This is a genomic window from Pseudomonas sp. GM74 (assembly GCF_000282455.1).
GTDB lineage: Bacteria > Pseudomonadota > Gammaproteobacteria > Pseudomonadales > Pseudomonadaceae > Aquipseudomonas.
The window spans coordinates 1-17455 of sequence record NZ_AKJG01000013.1 but is presented as its reverse complement, the minus strand read 5'-3'; the positions used below and the strand labels follow the sequence as shown (position 1 = coordinate 17455).

18 protein-coding genes are annotated in these 17455 nt (G+C 58.7%); 16 read left to right on the top strand and 2 right to left on the bottom strand.

What is annotated here, in order from left to right:
- Positions 1-280: 280 nt before the first annotated feature.
- On the bottom strand, positions 281-541 hold the full coding sequence (locus PMI34_RS23480) for a hypothetical protein (protein ID WP_008046752.1): 261 nt from the start codon (positions 539-541) through the stop codon (positions 281-283).
- Between the two features lie 27 nt (positions 542-568).
- Here PMI34_RS23480 and cyoA point away from each other — a divergent pair, with 27 nt between their 5' ends.
- The 6 genes from cyoA to PMI34_RS23510 all read left to right on the top strand — a co-directional run bounded on the left by cyoA (position 569) and on the right by PMI34_RS23510 (position 6372).
- On the top strand, positions 569-1513 hold the full coding sequence (gene cyoA / locus PMI34_RS23485) for a ubiquinol oxidase subunit II (protein WP_008046751.1): 945 nt from the start codon (positions 569-571) through the stop codon (positions 1511-1513).
- Positions 1514-1516: 3 nt separating this feature from the next.
- The gene (cyoB, locus tag PMI34_RS23490; protein WP_008046750.1) at positions 1517-3547 is read left to right on the top strand and encodes a cytochrome o ubiquinol oxidase subunit I; all 2031 of its coding nucleotides are present in this window, start codon (positions 1517-1519) and stop codon (positions 3545-3547) included.
- Between the two features lie 3 nt (positions 3548-3550).
- Positions 3551-4177 carry a cytochrome o ubiquinol oxidase subunit III gene (locus PMI34_RS23495; protein ID WP_008046749.1) on the top strand — a complete coding sequence of 209 codons (627 nt, stop codon included), beginning with the start codon at positions 3551-3553 and terminating at the stop codon, positions 4175-4177.
- A complete protein-coding gene (gene cyoD, locus PMI34_RS23500) occupies positions 4178-4513 on the top strand; it encodes a cytochrome o ubiquinol oxidase subunit IV (protein WP_008046747.1) in 336 nt (111 codons plus the stop codon).
- 11 nt (positions 4514-4524) lie between these two features.
- Positions 4525-5412 (top strand): heme o synthase, encoded by an 888-nt coding sequence (gene cyoE, locus PMI34_RS23505; RefSeq protein WP_008046745.1) that lies wholly within the window; start codon positions 4525-4527, stop codon positions 5410-5412.
- A gap of 354 nt (positions 5413-5766) precedes the next feature.
- The gene (locus PMI34_RS23510; protein WP_008046743.1) at positions 5767-6372 is read left to right on the top strand and encodes a LysE family translocator; all 606 of its coding nucleotides are present in this window, start codon (positions 5767-5769) and stop codon (positions 6370-6372) included.
- Positions 6373-6530: 158 nt separating this feature from the next.
- Here the strand turns inward: PMI34_RS23510 and PMI34_RS23515 are convergent, their stop codons facing one another.
- Positions 6531-7949 (bottom strand): aminotransferase-like domain-containing protein, encoded by a 1419-nt coding sequence (locus PMI34_RS23515; protein WP_008046742.1) that lies wholly within the window; start codon positions 7947-7949, stop codon positions 6531-6533.
- A gap of 148 nt (positions 7950-8097) precedes the next feature.
- Between PMI34_RS23515 and PMI34_RS23520 the strand changes: the two genes are divergently transcribed.
- The 10 genes from PMI34_RS23520 to PMI34_RS23565 all read left to right on the top strand — a co-directional run bounded on the left by PMI34_RS23520 (position 8098) and on the right by PMI34_RS23565 (position 17424).
- Positions 8098-9198, top strand: a complete 1101-nt coding sequence (locus tag PMI34_RS23520; RefSeq protein WP_008046740.1) for a hypothetical protein — start codon at positions 8098-8100, stop codon at positions 9196-9198.
- 43 nt (positions 9199-9241) lie between these two features.
- Positions 9242-10522, top strand: coding sequence for an ATP-grasp domain-containing protein (locus PMI34_RS23525; RefSeq protein ID WP_008046738.1), 1281 nt, complete (start codon positions 9242-9244; stop codon positions 10520-10522).
- A gap of 48 nt (positions 10523-10570) precedes the next feature.
- On the top strand, positions 10571-11065 hold the full coding sequence (locus PMI34_RS23530) for a RidA family protein (protein ID WP_007986839.1): 495 nt from the start codon (positions 10571-10573) through the stop codon (positions 11063-11065).
- Between the two features lie 84 nt (positions 11066-11149).
- Positions 11150-11635: a cupin domain-containing protein gene (locus tag PMI34_RS23535; protein ID WP_008046736.1), complete on the top strand. Its 486-nt coding sequence runs from the start codon at positions 11150-11152 to the stop codon at positions 11633-11635.
- A 245-nt stretch (positions 11636-11880) separates the two neighbouring features.
- Positions 11881-12525 (top strand): glutathione transferase, encoded by a 645-nt coding sequence (gene yfcF, locus PMI34_RS23540; protein ID WP_008046735.1) that lies wholly within the window; start codon positions 11881-11883, stop codon positions 12523-12525.
- Positions 12526-12557: 32 nt separating this feature from the next.
- Positions 12558-13898 carry a KamA family radical SAM protein gene (locus PMI34_RS23545; protein ID WP_008046734.1) on the top strand — a complete coding sequence of 447 codons (1341 nt, stop codon included), beginning with the start codon at positions 12558-12560 and terminating at the stop codon, positions 13896-13898.
- Positions 13899-13929: 31 nt separating this feature from the next.
- The gene (locus tag PMI34_RS23550; protein WP_008046733.1) at positions 13930-14805 is read left to right on the top strand and encodes a branched-chain amino acid aminotransferase; all 876 of its coding nucleotides are present in this window, start codon (positions 13930-13932) and stop codon (positions 14803-14805) included.
- A gap of 18 nt (positions 14806-14823) precedes the next feature.
- Entirely contained in the window at positions 14824-15582 is a 759-nt protein-coding gene (locus PMI34_RS23555) for a TauD/TfdA family dioxygenase (protein WP_008046732.1), read from the top strand.
- 67 nt (positions 15583-15649) lie between these two features.
- Positions 15650-16609: a diiron oxygenase gene (locus PMI34_RS23560; RefSeq protein ID WP_008046731.1), complete on the top strand. Its 960-nt coding sequence runs from the start codon at positions 15650-15652 to the stop codon at positions 16607-16609.
- Positions 16610-16623: 14 nt separating this feature from the next.
- Positions 16624-17424, top strand: a complete 801-nt coding sequence (locus PMI34_RS23565) for an N-acyl homoserine lactonase family protein (protein WP_008046730.1) — start codon at positions 16624-16626, stop codon at positions 17422-17424.
- Positions 17425-17455: the final 31 nt, after the last annotated feature.

Sequence of the window (17455 nt, the reverse complement as noted above, 5' to 3'; positions counted from 1 at the left end):
TTAACAGGCTCTGGCGAATGGCCGCAGCCCCCGTCATATCGGGCCTTGGGCAAGGTCAAGGGCACAGAGGAAGGACTCGATACTGTCTGAACCGTGGGTGGAAGACCTACTTATTTTGGTGTTTTTGTTGAGAATGAATTTCGATAAGATGCGCCACTTTTGCGAAAACGGTTAATGATTGTTGCCGGTTCGGATAAAAATTATTTCGGGATGAGACATGGTTTATAAAACATTACATATCTACAATCGCCCGCACTGAATTCCCGGCACTGCTCAAATCTTAACCAGGCGTGAGCAGAAACAGGGTGTCGAGAGGTCTGGTGGCTTCATGCGATGCCCAGGTGTCGGAGCCTCCAACTACCCGCACCAAATGGAATTGGTCTGTAAAAAGGCCTTTGACCACGTATTCGAATAAGAACTCACCGCAGGCCCGGGATTTGTCGTACAGCGTCTGACGCGCGACGGGCATGCCCTTATTCAATCCAAGAAAAATGCCAACCCTTGGCAGGGTGAAGTGTTGGCGATCAAAACCCAACTGCATTGCGCAAGCTGCTTTAGAGGTCGTGAGATGAGTAAAAACAGGTACCCCAGACTACTAGGCTTATTGCCGCTGATCGGCACGTTGTTGCTGTCAGGCTGCAACATGACCTTGCTCAATCCCAAGGGCCAGGTCGGTCTGGACGAGCGAAACCTGATCATCACCGCAACGCTGCTGATGCTGTTGGTCGTGGTTCCGGTCATCGTCATGACCTTCCTGTTCGCCTGGAAATACCGCGCGTCCAACACCAACGCTACCTACACCCCGAAATGGAACCACTCCACCAAGATCGAGATCGCGGTGTGGGCTGTTCCTGTGCTGATCATCATTGCCCTGGGTTACGTCACCTACAAGTCGACCCACGCCCTTGACCCGTACAAACCGCTGGAATCCGACGTGAAGCCGGTGACCATCGAAGTGGTCGCGCTGGACTGGAAGTGGCTGTTCATCTACCCGGAACAAGGCATCGCCACGGTCAACAAGATCGTGTTCCCGGCGCACACCCCGATCAACTTCCGCATTACCTCTGACGCCGTGATGAACTCGTTCTTCATCCCTGCGCTGGGCGGCCAGATCTACGCGATGGCGGGCATGCAGACCAAGCTGCACCTGATCGCCAACGAAAACGCTGAAATGGACGGTATCTCCGCCAACTACAGCGGCGCTGGTTTCACCGGCATGAAATTCAAAGCGATCGCAACTTCCCAGGAAGATTTCGACGCCTGGGTAAGTGAAGTCAAAAAGGCACCTAAACAGCTTGAACAAGCTGAATACGCAGCCCTTGCCAAGCAGAGCCAGAACAACCCAGTCGAGCTCTACTCCTCGGTGACGCCGAACCTGTTCCAGACCATCGTCGACAAGTACGAAGGCATGAAACCGGGTCCGAAAGTGAAGCACGAGAAAGAAGAGAAAGAAGTGGCCGCTACGCAAGGAATGGACATGAACTCGCATTCAGCTGCCGGGGCAGAGGAGTAAACGATGTTTGGTAAATTAAGTTGGGAAGCAGTCCCGTTCCACGAGCCGATCGTAATGGTGACCATCGCCATGATCGCGCTCGGTGGTCTGGCGCTGTTCGCTGCAATCACCTACTTCAAGAAGTGGACCTACCTGTGGACCGAGTGGCTGACGTCGGTCGACCACAAGAAAATCGGCGTGATGTACATCATCGTCGCCATGGTCATGCTGCTGCGCGGTTTTGCCGACGCCATCATGATGCGTACCCAGCTGGCCATGGCCACCGAGGGTTCGCCTGGCTACCTGCCACCTGAACACTATGACCAGATCTTCACCGCTCACGGTGTGATCATGATCATCTTCATGGCGATGCCATTCTTCACCGGCCTGATGAACCTTGCAGTGCCGCTGCAGATCGGCGCGCGTGACGTTGCCTACCCTTTCCTGAACTCCCTGAGCTTCTGGCTGCTGGTTTCCGGCGTGGTGCTGATCAACCTGTCCCTGGGCGTCGGCGAATTCGCCAAGACCGGCTGGGTTGCCTATCCGCCGCTGTCGGGCCTGCAATACAGCCCTGGCGTGGGGATGGATTACTACATCTGGGCGCTACAGCTATCGGGCCTGGGTACGACGCTGACGGGGGTCAACTTCCTGGCCACCGTGCTGAAAATGCGTACCCCCGGCATGAAGCTGATGGACATGCCGATCTTCACCTGGACCTGCACCTGGGCCAACGTCCTGATCGTGGCTTCGTTCCCGATCCTGACCGCTACCCTGGCACTGCTGACGCTTGACCGCTACATGGATTTCCACATTTTCACCAATGAACTTGGTGGCAATCCGATGATGTACGTGAACCTGTTCTGGGCATGGGGTCACCCTGAGGTGTACATCCTGATCCTGCCAGCGTTCGGTATCTTCTCCGAAGTCATCTCGACCTTCACCGGCAAGAAACTGTTCGGCCACCACTCGATGGTCTACGCATCGGGCGCGATCTCGATCCTGGGCTTCATGGTTTGGCTGCACCACTTCTTCACCATGGGTTCGGGTGCCAGCGTCAACGCCTTCTTCGGTCTGGCGACGATGCTGATTTCCATCCCGACGGGCGTGAAGCTGTTCAACTGGCTGTTCACCATCTACCAGGGCCGCCTGCGTTTCACCAGCCAGGTGCTGTGGACCCTGGGCTTCATGGTGACCTTCGCCATCGGTGGCATGACCGGCGTACTGCTGGCCATCCCGGGTGCCGACTTCGTTCTGCACAACAGCCTGTTCGTGATCGCGCACTTCCACAACGTGATCATCGGCGGTGCAGTATTCGGTTACATCGCAGGTTTCGCGTTCTACTTCCCTAAAGCGTTCGGCTTCAAGCTGCACGAAGGTTGGGGCAAGGCAGCATTCTGGTTCTGGATCAGCGGCTTCTTCGTCGCGTTCATGCCGCTCTACGCTCTGGGCTTCATGGGCATGACCCGTCGCCTGAACGCCACCACTAACCCTGAGTGGGTACCGTACCTGTACGTCGCCATGTTCGGTGCGGTGATGATCGCTGTCGGTATCGCTTGCCAGCTGATCCAGCTTTACGTCAGCGTGCGTGACCGCAACAAGCCGGAAAACATGTGCGAACACGGCGACCCGTGGAATGCACACACCCTGGAATGGTCGACCTCGTCGCCACCTCCGTTCTACAACTTCGCCGTGCTGCCAAAAGCCGACGTAGTCGACCCGTTCACCGAAGCCAAGGAAAACGGCACCGCGTACAAGGCTCCGGCCAGGTACGAGCCGATCCACATGCCAAACAACACCGCCACCGGTGTGGTCATGGGCGCGCTGTTGACCGTGTTCGGTTTTGCGATGATCTGGCACATCTGGTGGCTGGCAATCGCTAGCCTGGCCGGCACCGTGATCTACTTCGTGATCCACGCGGCCCGTGATGATCAAGGCTATATGGTGCCGGTCGACGTGATCGAGCGCATCGAAGCCGAGCAGCACAAGCGTCTGGTAGCGGCAGGGAAAATCCCGGCCACCGCCACCCGTGTTGAAACCTCGTTGGAACAGGCTTAAACCATGTCGAACTTAGTGACCAATGCTGGACACACCCATGTCGATGGACATGGGCATGATGACCATCACCACGACTCGGGCGAGATGACCGTATTCGGTTTCTGGCTCTACCTGATGACCGACTGCATTCTGTTTGCGTCGATCTTCGCGGCGTACGCGGTACTGGTTAACAACGTAGCGGGTGGCCCGTCGGGCCACGACATCTTCGAACTGCCATACGTACTGGGCGAAACCGCTCTGCTGCTGTTCAGTTCGATCACCTACGGCTTCGCCATGCTGGCGTTCTTCAAGGGCAACAAGAAGCAGGTCCTGGGCTGGCTGGCCATGACCTTCATGTTCGGTGCCGGCTTCATCGGCATGGAGATCAACGAGTTCCACGTACTGATCTCCGAAGGCTACGGCCCTAGCCGTTCCGGCTTCCTGTCCGGGTTCTTCACCCTGGTCGGCACCCACGGTCTGCACGTGACCAGCGGTCTGATCTGGATGGCGATCATGATGTATCAGGTGCAGAAAAACGGCCTGACGGCGACCAACAAGACCCGTCTGAGCTGCCTGAGCCTGTTCTGGCACTTCCTGGACGTCGTGTGGATCTGCGTATTCACCGTTGTTTACCTGATGGGGACTATGTAAATGGCTAACACACACTCCCATGACAGCCACGACGCCGGTCACGGCAGCGTCAAGTCCTACGGCATCGGTTTCATCCTGTCGGTGATCCTGACCCTGATTCCGTTCGGTCTGGTGATGTACCCGACGTTGCCGAAGTCGATCACCCTGATGATCGTCGTCGCGTTCGCAGTCATCCAGGTGCTGGTGCACCTGGTGTACTTCCTGCACCTGGACCGTTCGGCCGCGCAGCGAAACAACGTGATTGCGTTTGTTTTCGCCGCGATCGTGATCGTCCTGCTGGTTGGCCTGTCGCTGTGGATCATGTTCAGCATCCACACGTTCATGATGGCGAAGTGAGGTAAGTCCGCATGTCCCTCAAGCACTTTATCCAAATCACCAAACCGGGGATCATTTTCGGTAACGTGCTTTCTGTGGCAGGCGGATTTTTCCTGGCCTCCAAAGGGCATGTCGATCTGGCCATCTTCCTGGCCGCCATGATCGGCACGTCCCTGGTGGTTGCCTCCGGTTGCGTGTTCAACAACTGCATCGACCGCGACATCGACATCAAGATGGAACGCACCAAGAACCGGGTGCTGGTCCAGGGCTTGATCTCCCTGAAGCTGGCCCTGATCTATGCGACCGTCCTGGGTGTCGCCGGCGTTGCCTTGTTGTACAAGGTGGCCAACCCGTTGGCCGCCTTGTTCGCGGTCATCGGCTTCGTGATTTACGTCGGCTTCTACAGCCTGTACCTCAAGCGCAAGTCGGTTCACGGCACGTTGGTGGGCAGTCTGTCGGGTGCCATGCCGCCGGTGATTGGTTACGTCGCCGTAAGCAACACCTTCGACATGGCCGCACTGACCCTGCTGGTGATGTTCAGCCTGTGGCAGATGCCGCATTCCTACGCCATCGCGATCTTCCGCTTCAACGATTACCTGGCCGCATCGATTCCGGTGCTGCCAGTGAAGCGCGGCATCCAGGTGGCCAAGAAGCACATCCTGATCTACATCCTGGCCTTCCTCGTGGCGACCTTGATGCTGACCTTCAGCGGCTACGCCGGCATGAGCTACCTCGCCGTCGCCGCGGCCATGGGCATGTACTGGCTGTACATGGCCTGGACCGGCTACAAGGCAGTGGATGACACGGTCTGGGCACGCAAGCTGTTCGTGTTCTCGATCTTCACCATTACCGCGTTGAGCGTGATGATGTCTCTGGACTTCAAAGTGCCGACGGAGTTGCTGCTGACGTACGCGCCTTAAGGTTTAGATGCTGTAACGAAAAGCCCCGCCTTCGAGAGAAGAGCGGGGCTTTTTATTGGGGTTTTCAAATGAATCGAGTTGCCGCCATCGCGAGCAAGCTCGCTCCCACATTGGACTAGCGTCATCGCTGATATCGAGCACGACGCTGAGCCCTGTGGGAGCGGGCTTGCTCGCGAAGGCCGCGCCGCGGTGTATCAGGAATTTTGCGAGGATAATTCGCTGCTTTGTGTCTGTAGGGATTTTGTCTTTTTGGGTGGCGAATCTTCTGAATGAAAAAGTTATTCATCAGTCGGCCATTGCCGTTCATTCGACCTGCAGATATTTTGCCTGCGGCGAAATTCAGGGAGTGAGCCGGTGCAGGATTTTCAACGGTCTTTGGTTTTTTCAATTGTCCTGTCGATATCGTTCGGGCCTATTGCGCTAATCATATTGAGGCAGTCCATCTTGCATGGACGATTAAGCGCGATTCCCGGTGCATTGGGTGCAGCACTGGCAGATGCCCTGTATTCGGCTGTCGCGCTAGCGGGTGTAGCGCTCGTTAAAGCATTTGTACTTAGGCATCTAGATCTGTTGACGATCGCCTCGATCGTCTATCTGTTCTATCTGGGTGTAAGGGTTTCTGTGTACTCAGATCCAGATATGAACCACTCGCGCCAGTCAGGTTTTCTCTCAGTGTTTGCTTTAACACTGACCAATCCCCTGACCATCGTCGCAATCACTTCTTTTGTCATCGCTAATCATTCGGACGGGGTGACGATTAACGTACCGCTTTCCCTGACCGGTTTCTTTATCGGTAGTTTTGCCTGCCAGATGCTGTACGTCCTGGGAGGAGACGTTGTTGGAAGGGCGTTGCGTGGAAGGAAGAATATTCGCGCATTGAATTGGCTTAGTGGTCTTTGTCTGATCGTTTTCTCCTTATGGAAACTACAAGAATTTTTGAGGGCAGAAGAATTTATGTGAGTGGGCTGAGCGCTTAGCCTTGGCTGATTCGAATTAATACCCCTCAAGCAACCACGGTCCCGCGTTTCAAACTAAACGCGGGGCTTTTTCATTATTGATGCTGGATGTGATGGCCTCTTCGCGGGCAAGCCCGCTCCCACAGGGTTGAGGGCAGTCAGTTACTTAAGTGGTTTATCGAGCAACCGGAAAAACCGCTCGCGCACCTGCAAGCTGTCGCTGTGCGCCACGTTGAAGCGCAGGAACTGACTGGCATTCGGCCCTTTGCTCAGCAAGGTACCCGGCGCCAATACCATATTGTTCTCCAGCCCTTGGCGAGCCAGGTTCTCGGCATGCAAGCCGTCTGGCAGCCGCGCCCAGATAAACACGCCTTCGCCGGGCAACGAGGAAAGCGAGCACCCAGCCTCCGCCAACCAACCGGCCACACGACTATTGGACTCATACAACCGATCCACCGTGCGCCGCGCATGCTTGGCATAGCTGCCGTCGCTGAGCATGGTGCAGGTGATCTGCTCCGCCAGTTCCGACGTCACCCCGCCGCAGGCCATTTTCAGCGCGACCATGCGTGCCGCCAGTTGCGGTGACAGTACGGTGTAGCTGACGCGGCTGTTGGCGGTCAGGGTCTTGGAGAAGCCCGACACATAACTCACATTGTCCAGCCCGCTGGCGGCCAGGCGCGGGGTGCGGCGTTGCTGGATGTCGCAGTACAGATCGTCTTCGACGATGTGCAAGCCATGGCGGTGACTCAGCTCCAGCAAGCGGTAGACCTGGGCCGGGGTGAACGAGTGGCCGGTGGGGTTATGCAGCGTGCTGTTGGTCATGTACAGCACGGGTTTGTGGGCGATCAGCAGTTGCTCGAAAGCGTCGAGGTCCATGCCGTCGCAATCCCGGGCGATGGTGATGACCTTGGCCCCGTGCAACGCCAGGTTGGCGTGCATGTTGAAATAGCAGGGGTCGTCGAGCAACACGGTGTCGCCGGGTTTGACCAGCAGGCGCATCAGCAGGTCGATGGCCTGCATGGTATTGGCGGTGGTGATGATCTGGTCCACCGGCGCTTCGATGCCGAAGGTGGCCAGCTTGACCCGCAAGGCCTGACGCAATGGCAAGTAACCGCCGGCCACGCCGTACTCGCCCATGCGCAACGATGTTGCTCGCAGGGTGGCGCGCACGGCTTTCTGCAATTCTTCGGCGGGTAGCCACGAGGTCGGCAGAAAACCGCAGCCGGGACGCAGCGTGCCGTTGTCCAGCAGCAGGGCGCGACGAATCACGCTGAGGGTGTCCTGGGGTTGCAGATCCGGGCCGGTGCCACTTTTCAGCGCCGCTTCGGAGCGATGCACGTAATGTCCGGAGCCCTGGCGAGACACCACCAGCCCCTTGGCCCGCATGCGGTCCAGGGCATCGACCACCGTGGACTTGCCCACGTTCATCAAGTCGGAGAGTTCGCGAATCGGCGGCAGCTTGGCGCCGTGGGGCAGGCCACCGGTACTGATCGCCTGGGTCAGTTGATCGACGATCTGCTGCACCAGCGGCGCGCCGGGCTGGAATTCAATGGCGGCAATGACTGCGCGTTGAACCTGCATTTTACTGGTCTCTCCGGCAGTAAAGTTCGTTGGATTCTATACGAACTTGCCCTGATCAGGACAAGCCTCTCTCTCTACCATGCCCTTACAGACTTTTCTGAATGTCGGCCTTTGTCGGCGGGCGTTCACCCGGTTCCTGAGGTGCTGCATGAGTGTCGAAACAACGGTCGCGGTAGCCAAACCGGTCATAAACCTGCGGTTATTCACGATCCGGATCATCACCGCCGTCTCGCTGTTCGCGGTGCTGGGCAAGGCCAACGTCTGGCTCGACACGGCCACCAACAGCATCCTGGCCCTTGGATATCGCGCCTTGTTGCTGCTGTTACCCCTGACTTTACTGGTGCTTGGCCGCCGTTCCCTGAGTGTCACGCTGCTGTGTGCAGGGCTCGGGCTGGTGCTTCTGGCGATCACCAGTAACCAGGGCATGGTGATGTTTGCTGCCGCACTGTTTGCCTACGGCATTGCCATTGCCGGTTACCTGATCAAGAGCGAAGCGGCCCAGACCAAGGAAGGCGCGGCCTACAACCGCGTGGCCATGAACATGGGCAGCCTGGTGGCCGGTTTGATCCTGCTGTCGCCGTTGCTCACGCCTACGATGTTTTTCCTCGGTGCGGCGGCCTTTGTGTTGCTGTGCCTGCCGATCGCCCTCGGCGCGACCTTCACCACCGAACCGGTGCTGGCCCGCCCGGCCAATCAGGTCGGCAGCAACTGGGGCAACAAACTGCCGTGGGTGATCGCCGGCATCATCATGGGCATCAAGCTGTTCGGGGTGTTCTCGATCCTGCCACAGGCGATCCTGCTCAAGACCGGCGAGCTGCCGGCCTGGTACGGCTTGATGCTGATCCTCAACAGCGCCGTGGTGGTGTTTGCCCAGGTGCCGGTGATGAAGCTGATCGAGCGCACCGGGCGCTTCAAGGTCGTGGCGGTGATCGGGATCATCGTCGGCGGCTTTGCCGTGCTGTCTTCGCCCGCCGCGTTCCACGTCGAAACCCTCGCCGGGGCGTTGATCTGGGTGGCGCTGCTGTCCATCGCCGAATGCGCGTTCAGCTATCTCGATTACTTCTCGGTCAAGCAGAACAACATGTTCGTCAAGGAAGTGTCCCTGGGTGTCGGGGCCGGGTTGACGGTGTTGATCATGCGGGTGGTGCCTGCGCCCTGCAACGCGCTGGTGCTGGCCGTTATCGGTGCCGGAGGGATCCTGGCCTGGTACTGGCTCAACCGTAAATCCAATGCGTCGTTGCATGACTGAGTCATCGCCGTTGCGGTTTTCACTTTGCAGGTCGGGGGCATTAATGAATACGACTTCATGCGTAGTAGTGGTCGGTTACAACGGCAATCGGGTTCACGATATCCAGAAACTGCGCGAGCTGTGCAAGTCGCTCTACAACGCCAGGCTCATCCTGCTGGTCGAGAAAATTCAGCCCCATGACGACCAGGTGGCCGATCACGTCTGCAGCACTTCGCTGGCCGAAAAAGATGTGGCGGCGTCCCTTGAACTGGTGGTGGGGTGTCTGAATGCCGACAACTGGAAACTGATCGGCGTACTGCCGTTCTCCGATCGCGGCGTGCTGCTTGGTGCAGCGCTGGCCAGCCACTTCGGCCTGCCGGGCATTACCCCGGACGAAGCGCGGGCGGGGCTGGACAAGCAGATCTTTCGCCGGCTCGAAGCGGCGGCCGGCACCTCCCCTGAAGAATACCGACCGGTGTTTTCCGCACGAGTCGAAAGCCTGGCGGAACTGCGCCAGCGCGTCGTTGAACTGGGCGGCAAGGCCTTCATCAAACCGGCCTGCGAAGGCGCCAGCCGGGGCTGTCGCGTCATCCATCACCCTTCGGAATGCGATGACGCCTGGCTGGCCCTGAAGCCTTATCGCGAAGGCGGCATCGTCCTTGAAGCGCTGGTGCAGAACGCCCGGGAATACAGCTGGGACTACGTGGCCGGCAGCACCTGGGTGACGGAAAAAACCACCACCGAAGGCGCCTACCGCGCGGAAATCCAGCAAGTCGTACCGGCACCGCTTCCGGCTGAGGTACAGGCACGCTTGATGGCAGCCGGTCGACATATGTCGGGTCTGGTATCCCAGGACAATGGGGCCTGGCACAACGAAGTGTTCCTGCGCAGCGACAACCTGACTTCCGCCGTGGAGACCAACATGCGCCCCGGCGGCATGCACATCTGGGACCTGGCCAAGCAGGCCTTCGTCAATTTCGATCCGTGGGAACGCTGGGTGCGCTGGGCGGTGGAAGGCAAGACCGAGCAGCATGAACCAGTGGCTCGCGGTTACTGCGGCATTCGCCTGCTCAGGGCGCCGGCAGACGGCATCCTGCGCGCGACGCCTGACATCGAGACCCTGGCCCGCGCCCTGCGTATCGACCTGGTGGAAGGGCAGTACGCCAAGCGTGTCGGTGACTCGGTCAGCGTGCAGATCAAGGACAACTTCTCATTCATCGGCCACATCGTGCTGTTCAACGAACACTACGGGCAACTGAGCAACGACCTGTTGCGTCTGGCCGAGGCGATTGAGTCACGCATTGAGGTGATTTGCCTGGCACCGGCCACCCGCGCCGTGTGCTGAGCCCGCAAGCACCCGTTTTTTGCATTACTGATCAAGAGGGTTCGATCAATGATCCAGCACATGACCTGCGATGAACGCTTCATCGCCCTGGCCAAAGAGTTTGGCTATGACATCTACGGCGAAAACACAGCAGGCGGGCATTACGCGCCGCTGATCCGTCATCACGATGAGCTGTACATCAGCGGCCTGGTGCCGCGCATGAACGGCAAGATCCACTACCCCGGCCGGGTCGGGCTGGACCTCAACATGGCCGATGCGCAAGCGGCGGCCAGCATCAGTGCGATGCGCGGCCTGGCGCTGATCGTCGATGCCATTGGTTCGCTGGACAAGATCAAGTCATTGATCCGGGTCACGGTCTATGTGAAGTCCACGGCGGACTTTGTCGATTTAAGCGAAGTGGCCAACGGCGCCTCGGATGTGTTCAGCCATGTGCTGGGCGATGCCGGTAAACATACACGCACCACGATAGGTGTGTATCAGTTACCCAAGAATGCGGCGATAGAAGTGGACATGATCGCAGCCTTGCGTCCATCGGTTTTATAAATTATTCCCCCGGCTTTACAGCGCTGAACCGTTAACTTAAGGTTTAGCGCTAAAGTATGGGGAATAAAAAGAAAGGGCGTGCGAATGGATAACTTTCAAGGTGCGTTTTTTTCATATAAGGATTTTCGTCAGAGCCTGCACCATCAAGCGGTAAGTGCCAAAGTGTGGAAAGGCACCGAACTGGCGGGTATGCGTCAGGCCCTTGAAGCCAGCGACATTGATATTGTCGCATTGGCTCACGACAAGAGCATTGAAGGCTGTGAGGTGACACCTGGCATGGCGATCGCCATGCAATGGCTGAACCCCGGTGTGACGCTCAACGGTCATGCCCATTCCTGGTGGCACCTGTTTGTCATCCAGTGTGGCAGTGGCGTGTTGACCCTCGGCGATGCCGACGGGGTCAACGTCAGCAATGGCGACGTGTTGCTGGTACCGGCGTGGACCAGACACGGCTTCGTCAACACCAGCAAACACGAGCCACTGGCGATGCTGAACATGAGCAACATGCCGCAAATGGCACTGCTCTCGAACTTCGCCGACAGCCATGGCCTGATCACCACCCAGGCATAATTTCCCCCCCGCAAACGCCCAGGGAGCCCACCTTCGTCGGCTCCCTTTTTTTGTTTTCAAGACCTGCCCCCGGTATCGCTTTTTGCAACGTTGTTGCCGGGGTTTTGGTTGTGTGTCTGTCAGTGGAAAACAAATTTCTGTATCGATTGAAACGGGCAAATTCTGTATCTATCCAGCTTTGATCCAACTAACTACGATCACTTCCAATGCACGTTAATCCCTGCAGTTGGTCAATGGAGTGTTCTATGGAAAACAGGAAGCTAAAACTGTATGTCGGCGCCGACCATGTCAGCGCTTTTGCGATGTCGGCTTTTGTGGCGCTCAAGGAAAAGCAACTTTCATTTGAACTTGTTAGTGTTGATCTGAAAGCGCGCGAAAACTATTTGGCGAGTTATCGCGATCTTTCGCTGACCTGCAAGATTCCAACGTTAGTTCACGACAATTTTGCCTTGTCGGAATCATCGGCGATTGCCGAATACCTCGATGAACTCTCCCCGGGGCATAAAAAGCTCTACCCGCAGGACCTCCGGCAGCGCGCCCGTGCCCGTCAATTGCAGGCTTGGTTGCGCAGTGACTTGCTGGTGGTGCGCAAGGAGCGGCCGTTTGACCTGGTGTACTTCGACAAGAAAAACACCGCGCTGTCCGACGAGGCCCAAACCGCCGTCGAGCGCCTGTTTTTCGTCGCCGAGCATTTGCTGGAAGAGGGCGCCGAGCATCTGTTCGGTGACTGGAGCATTGCCGACACCGACCTGGCAATCATGCTCAACCGACTGGTTGCCAACGGCGATCCGGTGCCGGCGCGGCTCGCAGCGTATGTACGTCGCCAGTGGGATCGCGACAGCGTCCGGGCATGGATGGACATAGAGCGCAAAGCGCCGGCCATCGCGTAACAACACTCAGGGCAATCACCAGGAGCGCGGTCATGCAAGGACTGTCGGAGCACGAACGCTACAAACCCTATAACTCACGCACCATCCGCGACACACCTTACTGGCACAAGCTGACGCCGGCGTTGCAGGAGGCGATGACCGTGGTGGCCCGGGTCATGCCGTTTCGCACCAACGAATACGTGCTGGGCACGCTGATCGACTGGAACAACATTCCGGACGACCCGATTTTTCGCATGACTTTCCCCCATAAGGACATGTTACTGGCGGAGGAATATGCCTCGCTCAAGCAATTGATCGAGCTGGATGACAGCGCGGCGATCAAGCGGCGGATCGAGGCGATCTGGCGGCGCATGAACCCGCATCCGGCCGGGCAGTTGACCCACAACGTTGCCACCCTCAACGGCAAAGTCCTGCCGGGCATCCAGCACAAGTACCGCGAGACCGTGCTGTTTTTCCCCGGTGCCGGTCAGACCTGTCACGCGTACTGCACCTTCTGTTTCCGCTGGGCGCAGTTCATCGGCGAGGAAGAACTCAAGTTCAATGCCCGCGAATCCCGGGAGCTGGTCAGTTACCTGAGGGTGCATACCGAAGTGACCGACGTGCTGATTACCGGCGGCGACCCGATGATCATGAACACCCGCTCCCTGGCCGGTTACATCGAGCCGCTACTGGCGTTGCCACACCTGAAGAACATCCGCATCGGCACCAAGTCCGTGGCGTACTGGCCCCAGCGTTTTGTCAGCGACAAGGATGCGCCTGAGCTGCTGGAGCTGTTCCGACGCATCGTCGCGGCGGGGAAAAACCTGTCGATCATGGGCCACTACAACCACCCGGTGGAGATCCGCCAGGCCATTGCCCGCCAGGCCATCGAGCGCATTCGCTCGACGGGCGCGACGGTGCGCATGCAGGCGCCGGTGATCCGCCATATCAACGAAAACCCCGCCGACTGGGCCGCGTTGTGGACCGAGGGAGTGCGGCTTGGGGCCGTGCCTTATTACATGTTCGTCGAACGTGACACCGGCCCCAGCCATTACTTCGCAATGCCGCTGGCCCGGGCCTTCGAGATCTTCCAGGCGGCGTACCGCACGGTGTCGGGGCTTGCGCGCACGGTGCGCGGGCCGTCCATGAGCACCTTCTACGGCAAGGTGTTGATCAACGGTATCGAGACCGTCGCCGGGGAAAAGGTCTTCGTCCTGCAGTTCCTCCAGGCCCGCGATCCGCAATGGGTGTTGCGTACGTTCTACGCGCGCTTCGATCCACAGGTGACCTGGTTCGACGACCTGCAACCGGCCTTCGGCGAGCGTGCGTTCTTCTTTCAGACCGAGCTCACCGCCGTGCCGGAATTGATACCCGTGTTGCTGGAAACGGCGTAGGAAAATTCATGAACAATGGGGAGATATGGATATGAGCAGTATCCCGTTTGATCAACGCGAGGGCGTTATCTGGCTCGACGGCGAGTTCGTCGAGTGGTCCCGGGCGCAGTTGCATGTGCTGACCCATGGCCTGCATTACGCGAGTACCGTGTACGAAGGCGAGCGGGTCTACAACGGCAGGATCTTCAAGCTGCGCGAACACAGCGAGCGCTTGTATCGCTCGGCGCAACTGATGGATTTTGCCATCCCCTATGGGCTGGCTGAACTGGAAGCGGCCAGCCATGAGCTCCTGCAACGCAACAAGGTCGTCGAAGGCTACCTGCGCCCGGTGGCCTGGCGCGGCAGCGAGATGATTTCCACCTCGGCGCGTTTCAACCGTGTGCACCTGGCCATCGCGTGTTGGCAGTGGCCGAGCTATTTCGATCCGGCGGCGCGCATGGCCGGCATCCGTTTGAAGACCGCGACCTGGCGTCGTCCGCCGCCGAGTAGCAGTCCGTTCGAAGCCAAGGCCTCCGGGCACTACCAGATCGCCACGCTGAGCAAGCACGACGCCGAGCACAATGGCTACCACGATGCGCTGATGCTCGACTGGCGCGGCCATGTTGCCGAAGCCACCAGTGCCAATGTGTTCTTCGTCAAAGGCCGGACGCTGCACACACCGGCACCGGATTGCTTTCTCAACGGCATCACCCGCCAGACGGTGATCGAACTGGCCAAGGCCCTGGACTACCAGGTGGTCGAACGCACGATTTTGCCTACAGAGCTTGGCGACTTCGACGAGTGTTTTCTCACCGGCACCGCCGCCGAAATCACCCCGGTGCAGAGCATCGATGGGCAGCGTTACCGACCGGGTGACGCCTGCCGCGACTTCATCGCCGCCTACACCTCCACCGTCAACGCCGGTTAACCCGCCAGGAATCTCATCATGTCAGACCAAGGGATTGTTGCGTCTCAACCTTACATTTCGCTCGGCCATCGTCATGAAGAACTGTCGACGTTGGGCTGGACGGTGCTGACCCCGGATGAATTTTCCGACGATGTCGTAGGCACCTTGCGCGAGTTCGGCCCGATCATTCCGCAGTTCAACGGCCAGATGGCCTTTGCCATTACCCGCAAGCCGGGTTACGAAGACTTGCCGTACTCCCAGAGCATGAACGGCATCGGCCCGCACACCGAAGCGCCGGTGTACGGGCCGCCGCCGCGCTACCTGGCGTTGCATTGCCATAAACAGGCCAGGTGCGGTGGCGGGCACACCGGTTTGGTGGACGGTTACGAATTTCTCAAGTCCCTGGAGCGCAGTGAGCCAGAACTGCGTGAGTGGCTGGATAACACGCCGGTAGAATTCGTCGCCACCGCCAAACCGGGGGAGCCGGGACAGCGGCGGGTCAAGGAGTACATCCTCACGCCTACGCAAGACGGGGATATTTTCCGCTTCAGCTACAACCAGTTTCACTACGGCGACGTGAACCCTCCCAAGGAAGCGTTGCAGCAATCGCTGGTGACCAACAGCACATCGCCGCTGGCCAGGTTTGCCGTGTTCGGTGAAGCGTATTTCGTCGAGCACAACGTTCCGGTGCTGATTCCCGACGGGTGTCTGCTGATTTGGGACAACTGGCGAATGATCCACGCCCGCAGTCGTTACACTGACCCGGCGCGCAACCTGACCCGCTATTGGCTGGCCTGATTTTTCCGGCGCCCTTCATTCTTTTGGCGTACCCCTTGGTGGGTACGCGTCTTACAGGTATCGCGTCATGCAAACAGCAATCGAGATCGCCCAGGTCGATCATCAACTGATCGTGCGGCTCAATCAGGCCTGGACCAAGCGCGCCACGGTGTGTTCGCCGGACAGGGGACAGGTCAACGAGGAGTTCGACCCGACGCGCCCGGACTACCCGGAGTGCATGGTGCCGTTCTTCCATCATCCGAAATTTCAGGCCTTGAGCGACGAGCTCAAAAGCAGCGTGGTGACCTGGGGCTGGATCGGCTACAACCTGCGCACCGTCACAGCCGAAGAACATGTGGTCAATCCGGCGCTGAGCGTCATCGCCAATCAGTACCTGGGCAAGGATGACTGGCATTTTCGCGAGGCCATGCAACAGACCCTGATCGACGAGCACTACCACACGCTGATGCACCTGCGCGCCATCGAGCGGACAAAGCTGGACCGGGCGCTGGATCAGGATCTGGACTTGCCGCCCTCCGTCACTTACCTGCGCCTGAAAGCCCAGAGGGAAGCACTGCCCGAGCAATGGCAGCGGGATCTGGCAGCGATCACTTTTGCGGTGGTGGCCGAGATCAGCGTCAACGCCTATCTGGACTTGCTGGCAGACGACCAGACCATCCAGCCGCAGAACCGCCGGGTGGCCGAGCTGCACAATCGTGACGAATATGCCCACAGCAAGGTGCTGGCCGAAGTGTCCAAAGTCATGTACGCGAACATGCCGCCCATCCAGCGGGAATTTTTCGCACGCAACCTGTCGGTGGCGCTGAGTGCTTTTATTGCTCAGGACTACTCGATGTGGGAGGCGATTCTGACGCAGCTCGGGGTCGAGGATGCGGCGCTGATCATTGCCGACACCCTCGAGAGCAACAAGAACGCGACCATCATGCGCGACTACAGCGGTCTGCATAAGTTGGCCCATGACCTGGGCATCAGCGACCAGATCGATTTCGATTTCCGTCCGACCCTCAAAACCACGGCGGCCGCCTGAACCCGGAGGTGTCCATGTCTGCTCCTGTGTACGAAGTGTTCGCTATCCGTGTCGGCGCAAACGCCCAGCGCACCGCCAGGGAGAATTTTCTCTACGATGCCTGCTGCGGTGATCCGAATGCGCCGATGCCGCTGGACTACTACTTCTGGATCATCCGCAATGAGCAGCAGGTGATTGTGGTCGACACCTGCTTCCAACCGGCCACGGCGGACCGGCGCAATCGCCAGATGTACCGCCTGCCGGAAGAATCCCTGCGGCAACTGGACATCGATCCGGCCGAGGTCAAGCACCTGATCCTGACCCATTTGCACTGGGATCATGCCGGCAACCTCGGACTGTTCCCGAAGGCGACCGTGCATTTGCAGGAAGCGGAACTGCGTTTCTGCACCGGGCCGAAAATGGCCCATCGCACGGTGAACAAAACCTACGAGGTCGAGGACGTGATGTCGGCACTGCCGCCGCTGTTCGAAGGGCGGATGCGTTTACACAACGGTGTTGTCGAGGTAGCTCCCGGCGTGACCCTGCATCCGGTAGGCGGACATACGCCGGGCAGCCAGGTGGTACGGGTGAATACCGGACGCGGCTGGATTGTGCTGGCCTCGGATGCCGCGCATTTGTGGGTCAACATTCGCGAGCGCAGTCCGTTTCCGATTCTCGATGACCTGGCGCAATCCCTCGAAGCCTTCACCGAGATCGACCGCCTGGCCGACAGCGAAGACCACGTCATCCCCGGCCACGACCCGCTGATCGCCGAGCGTTTCCCGCACTGGAATGACGACCCACATATCATTTGCCTGCACCAACCCCCGATCTGACCCCCCCAAAAAAAACCTGTGGGAGCGGGCT

Coding starts and splice junctions, on each gene's coding strand:
- cyoA (WP_008046751.1), top strand. CDS start 569: ATGAGTAAAAACAGGTACCCCAGACTACTAGGCTTATTGCCGCTGATC.
- PMI34_RS23520 (WP_008046740.1), top strand. CDS start 8,098: ATGAGTGTCGAAACAACGGTCGCGGTAGCCAAACCGGTCATAAACCTG.
- PMI34_RS23515 (WP_008046742.1), bottom strand. CDS start 7,949: ATGCAGGTTCAACGCGCAGTCATTGCCGCCATTGAATTCCAGCCCGGC.
- PMI34_RS23565 (WP_008046730.1), top strand. CDS start 16,624: ATGTCTGCTCCTGTGTACGAAGTGTTCGCTATCCGTGTCGGCGCAAAC.
- PMI34_RS23530 (WP_007986839.1), top strand. CDS start 10,571: ATGATCCAGCACATGACCTGCGATGAACGCTTCATCGCCCTGGCCAAA.
- cyoE (WP_008046745.1), top strand. CDS start 4,525: ATGTCCCTCAAGCACTTTATCCAAATCACCAAACCGGGGATCATTTTC.
- yfcF (WP_008046735.1), top strand. CDS start 11,881: ATGGAAAACAGGAAGCTAAAACTGTATGTCGGCGCCGACCATGTCAGC.
- PMI34_RS23545 (WP_008046734.1), top strand. CDS start 12,558: ATGCAAGGACTGTCGGAGCACGAACGCTACAAACCCTATAACTCACGC.
- cyoD (WP_008046747.1), top strand. CDS start 4,178: ATGGCTAACACACACTCCCATGACAGCCACGACGCCGGTCACGGCAGC.
- PMI34_RS23550 (WP_008046733.1), top strand. CDS start 13,930: ATGAGCAGTATCCCGTTTGATCAACGCGAGGGCGTTATCTGGCTCGAC.
- PMI34_RS23495 (WP_008046749.1), top strand. CDS start 3,551: ATGTCGAACTTAGTGACCAATGCTGGACACACCCATGTCGATGGACAT.
- PMI34_RS23525 (WP_008046738.1), top strand. CDS start 9,242: ATGAATACGACTTCATGCGTAGTAGTGGTCGGTTACAACGGCAATCGG.
- PMI34_RS23535 (WP_008046736.1), top strand. CDS start 11,150: ATGGATAACTTTCAAGGTGCGTTTTTTTCATATAAGGATTTTCGTCAG.
- cyoB (WP_008046750.1), top strand. CDS start 1,517: ATGTTTGGTAAATTAAGTTGGGAAGCAGTCCCGTTCCACGAGCCGATC.
- PMI34_RS23560 (WP_008046731.1), top strand. CDS start 15,650: ATGCAAACAGCAATCGAGATCGCCCAGGTCGATCATCAACTGATCGTG.
- PMI34_RS23480 (WP_008046752.1), bottom strand. CDS start 541: ATGCAGTTGGGTTTTGATCGCCAACACTTCACCCTGCCAAGGGTTGGC.
- PMI34_RS23555 (WP_008046732.1), top strand. CDS start 14,824: ATGTCAGACCAAGGGATTGTTGCGTCTCAACCTTACATTTCGCTCGGC.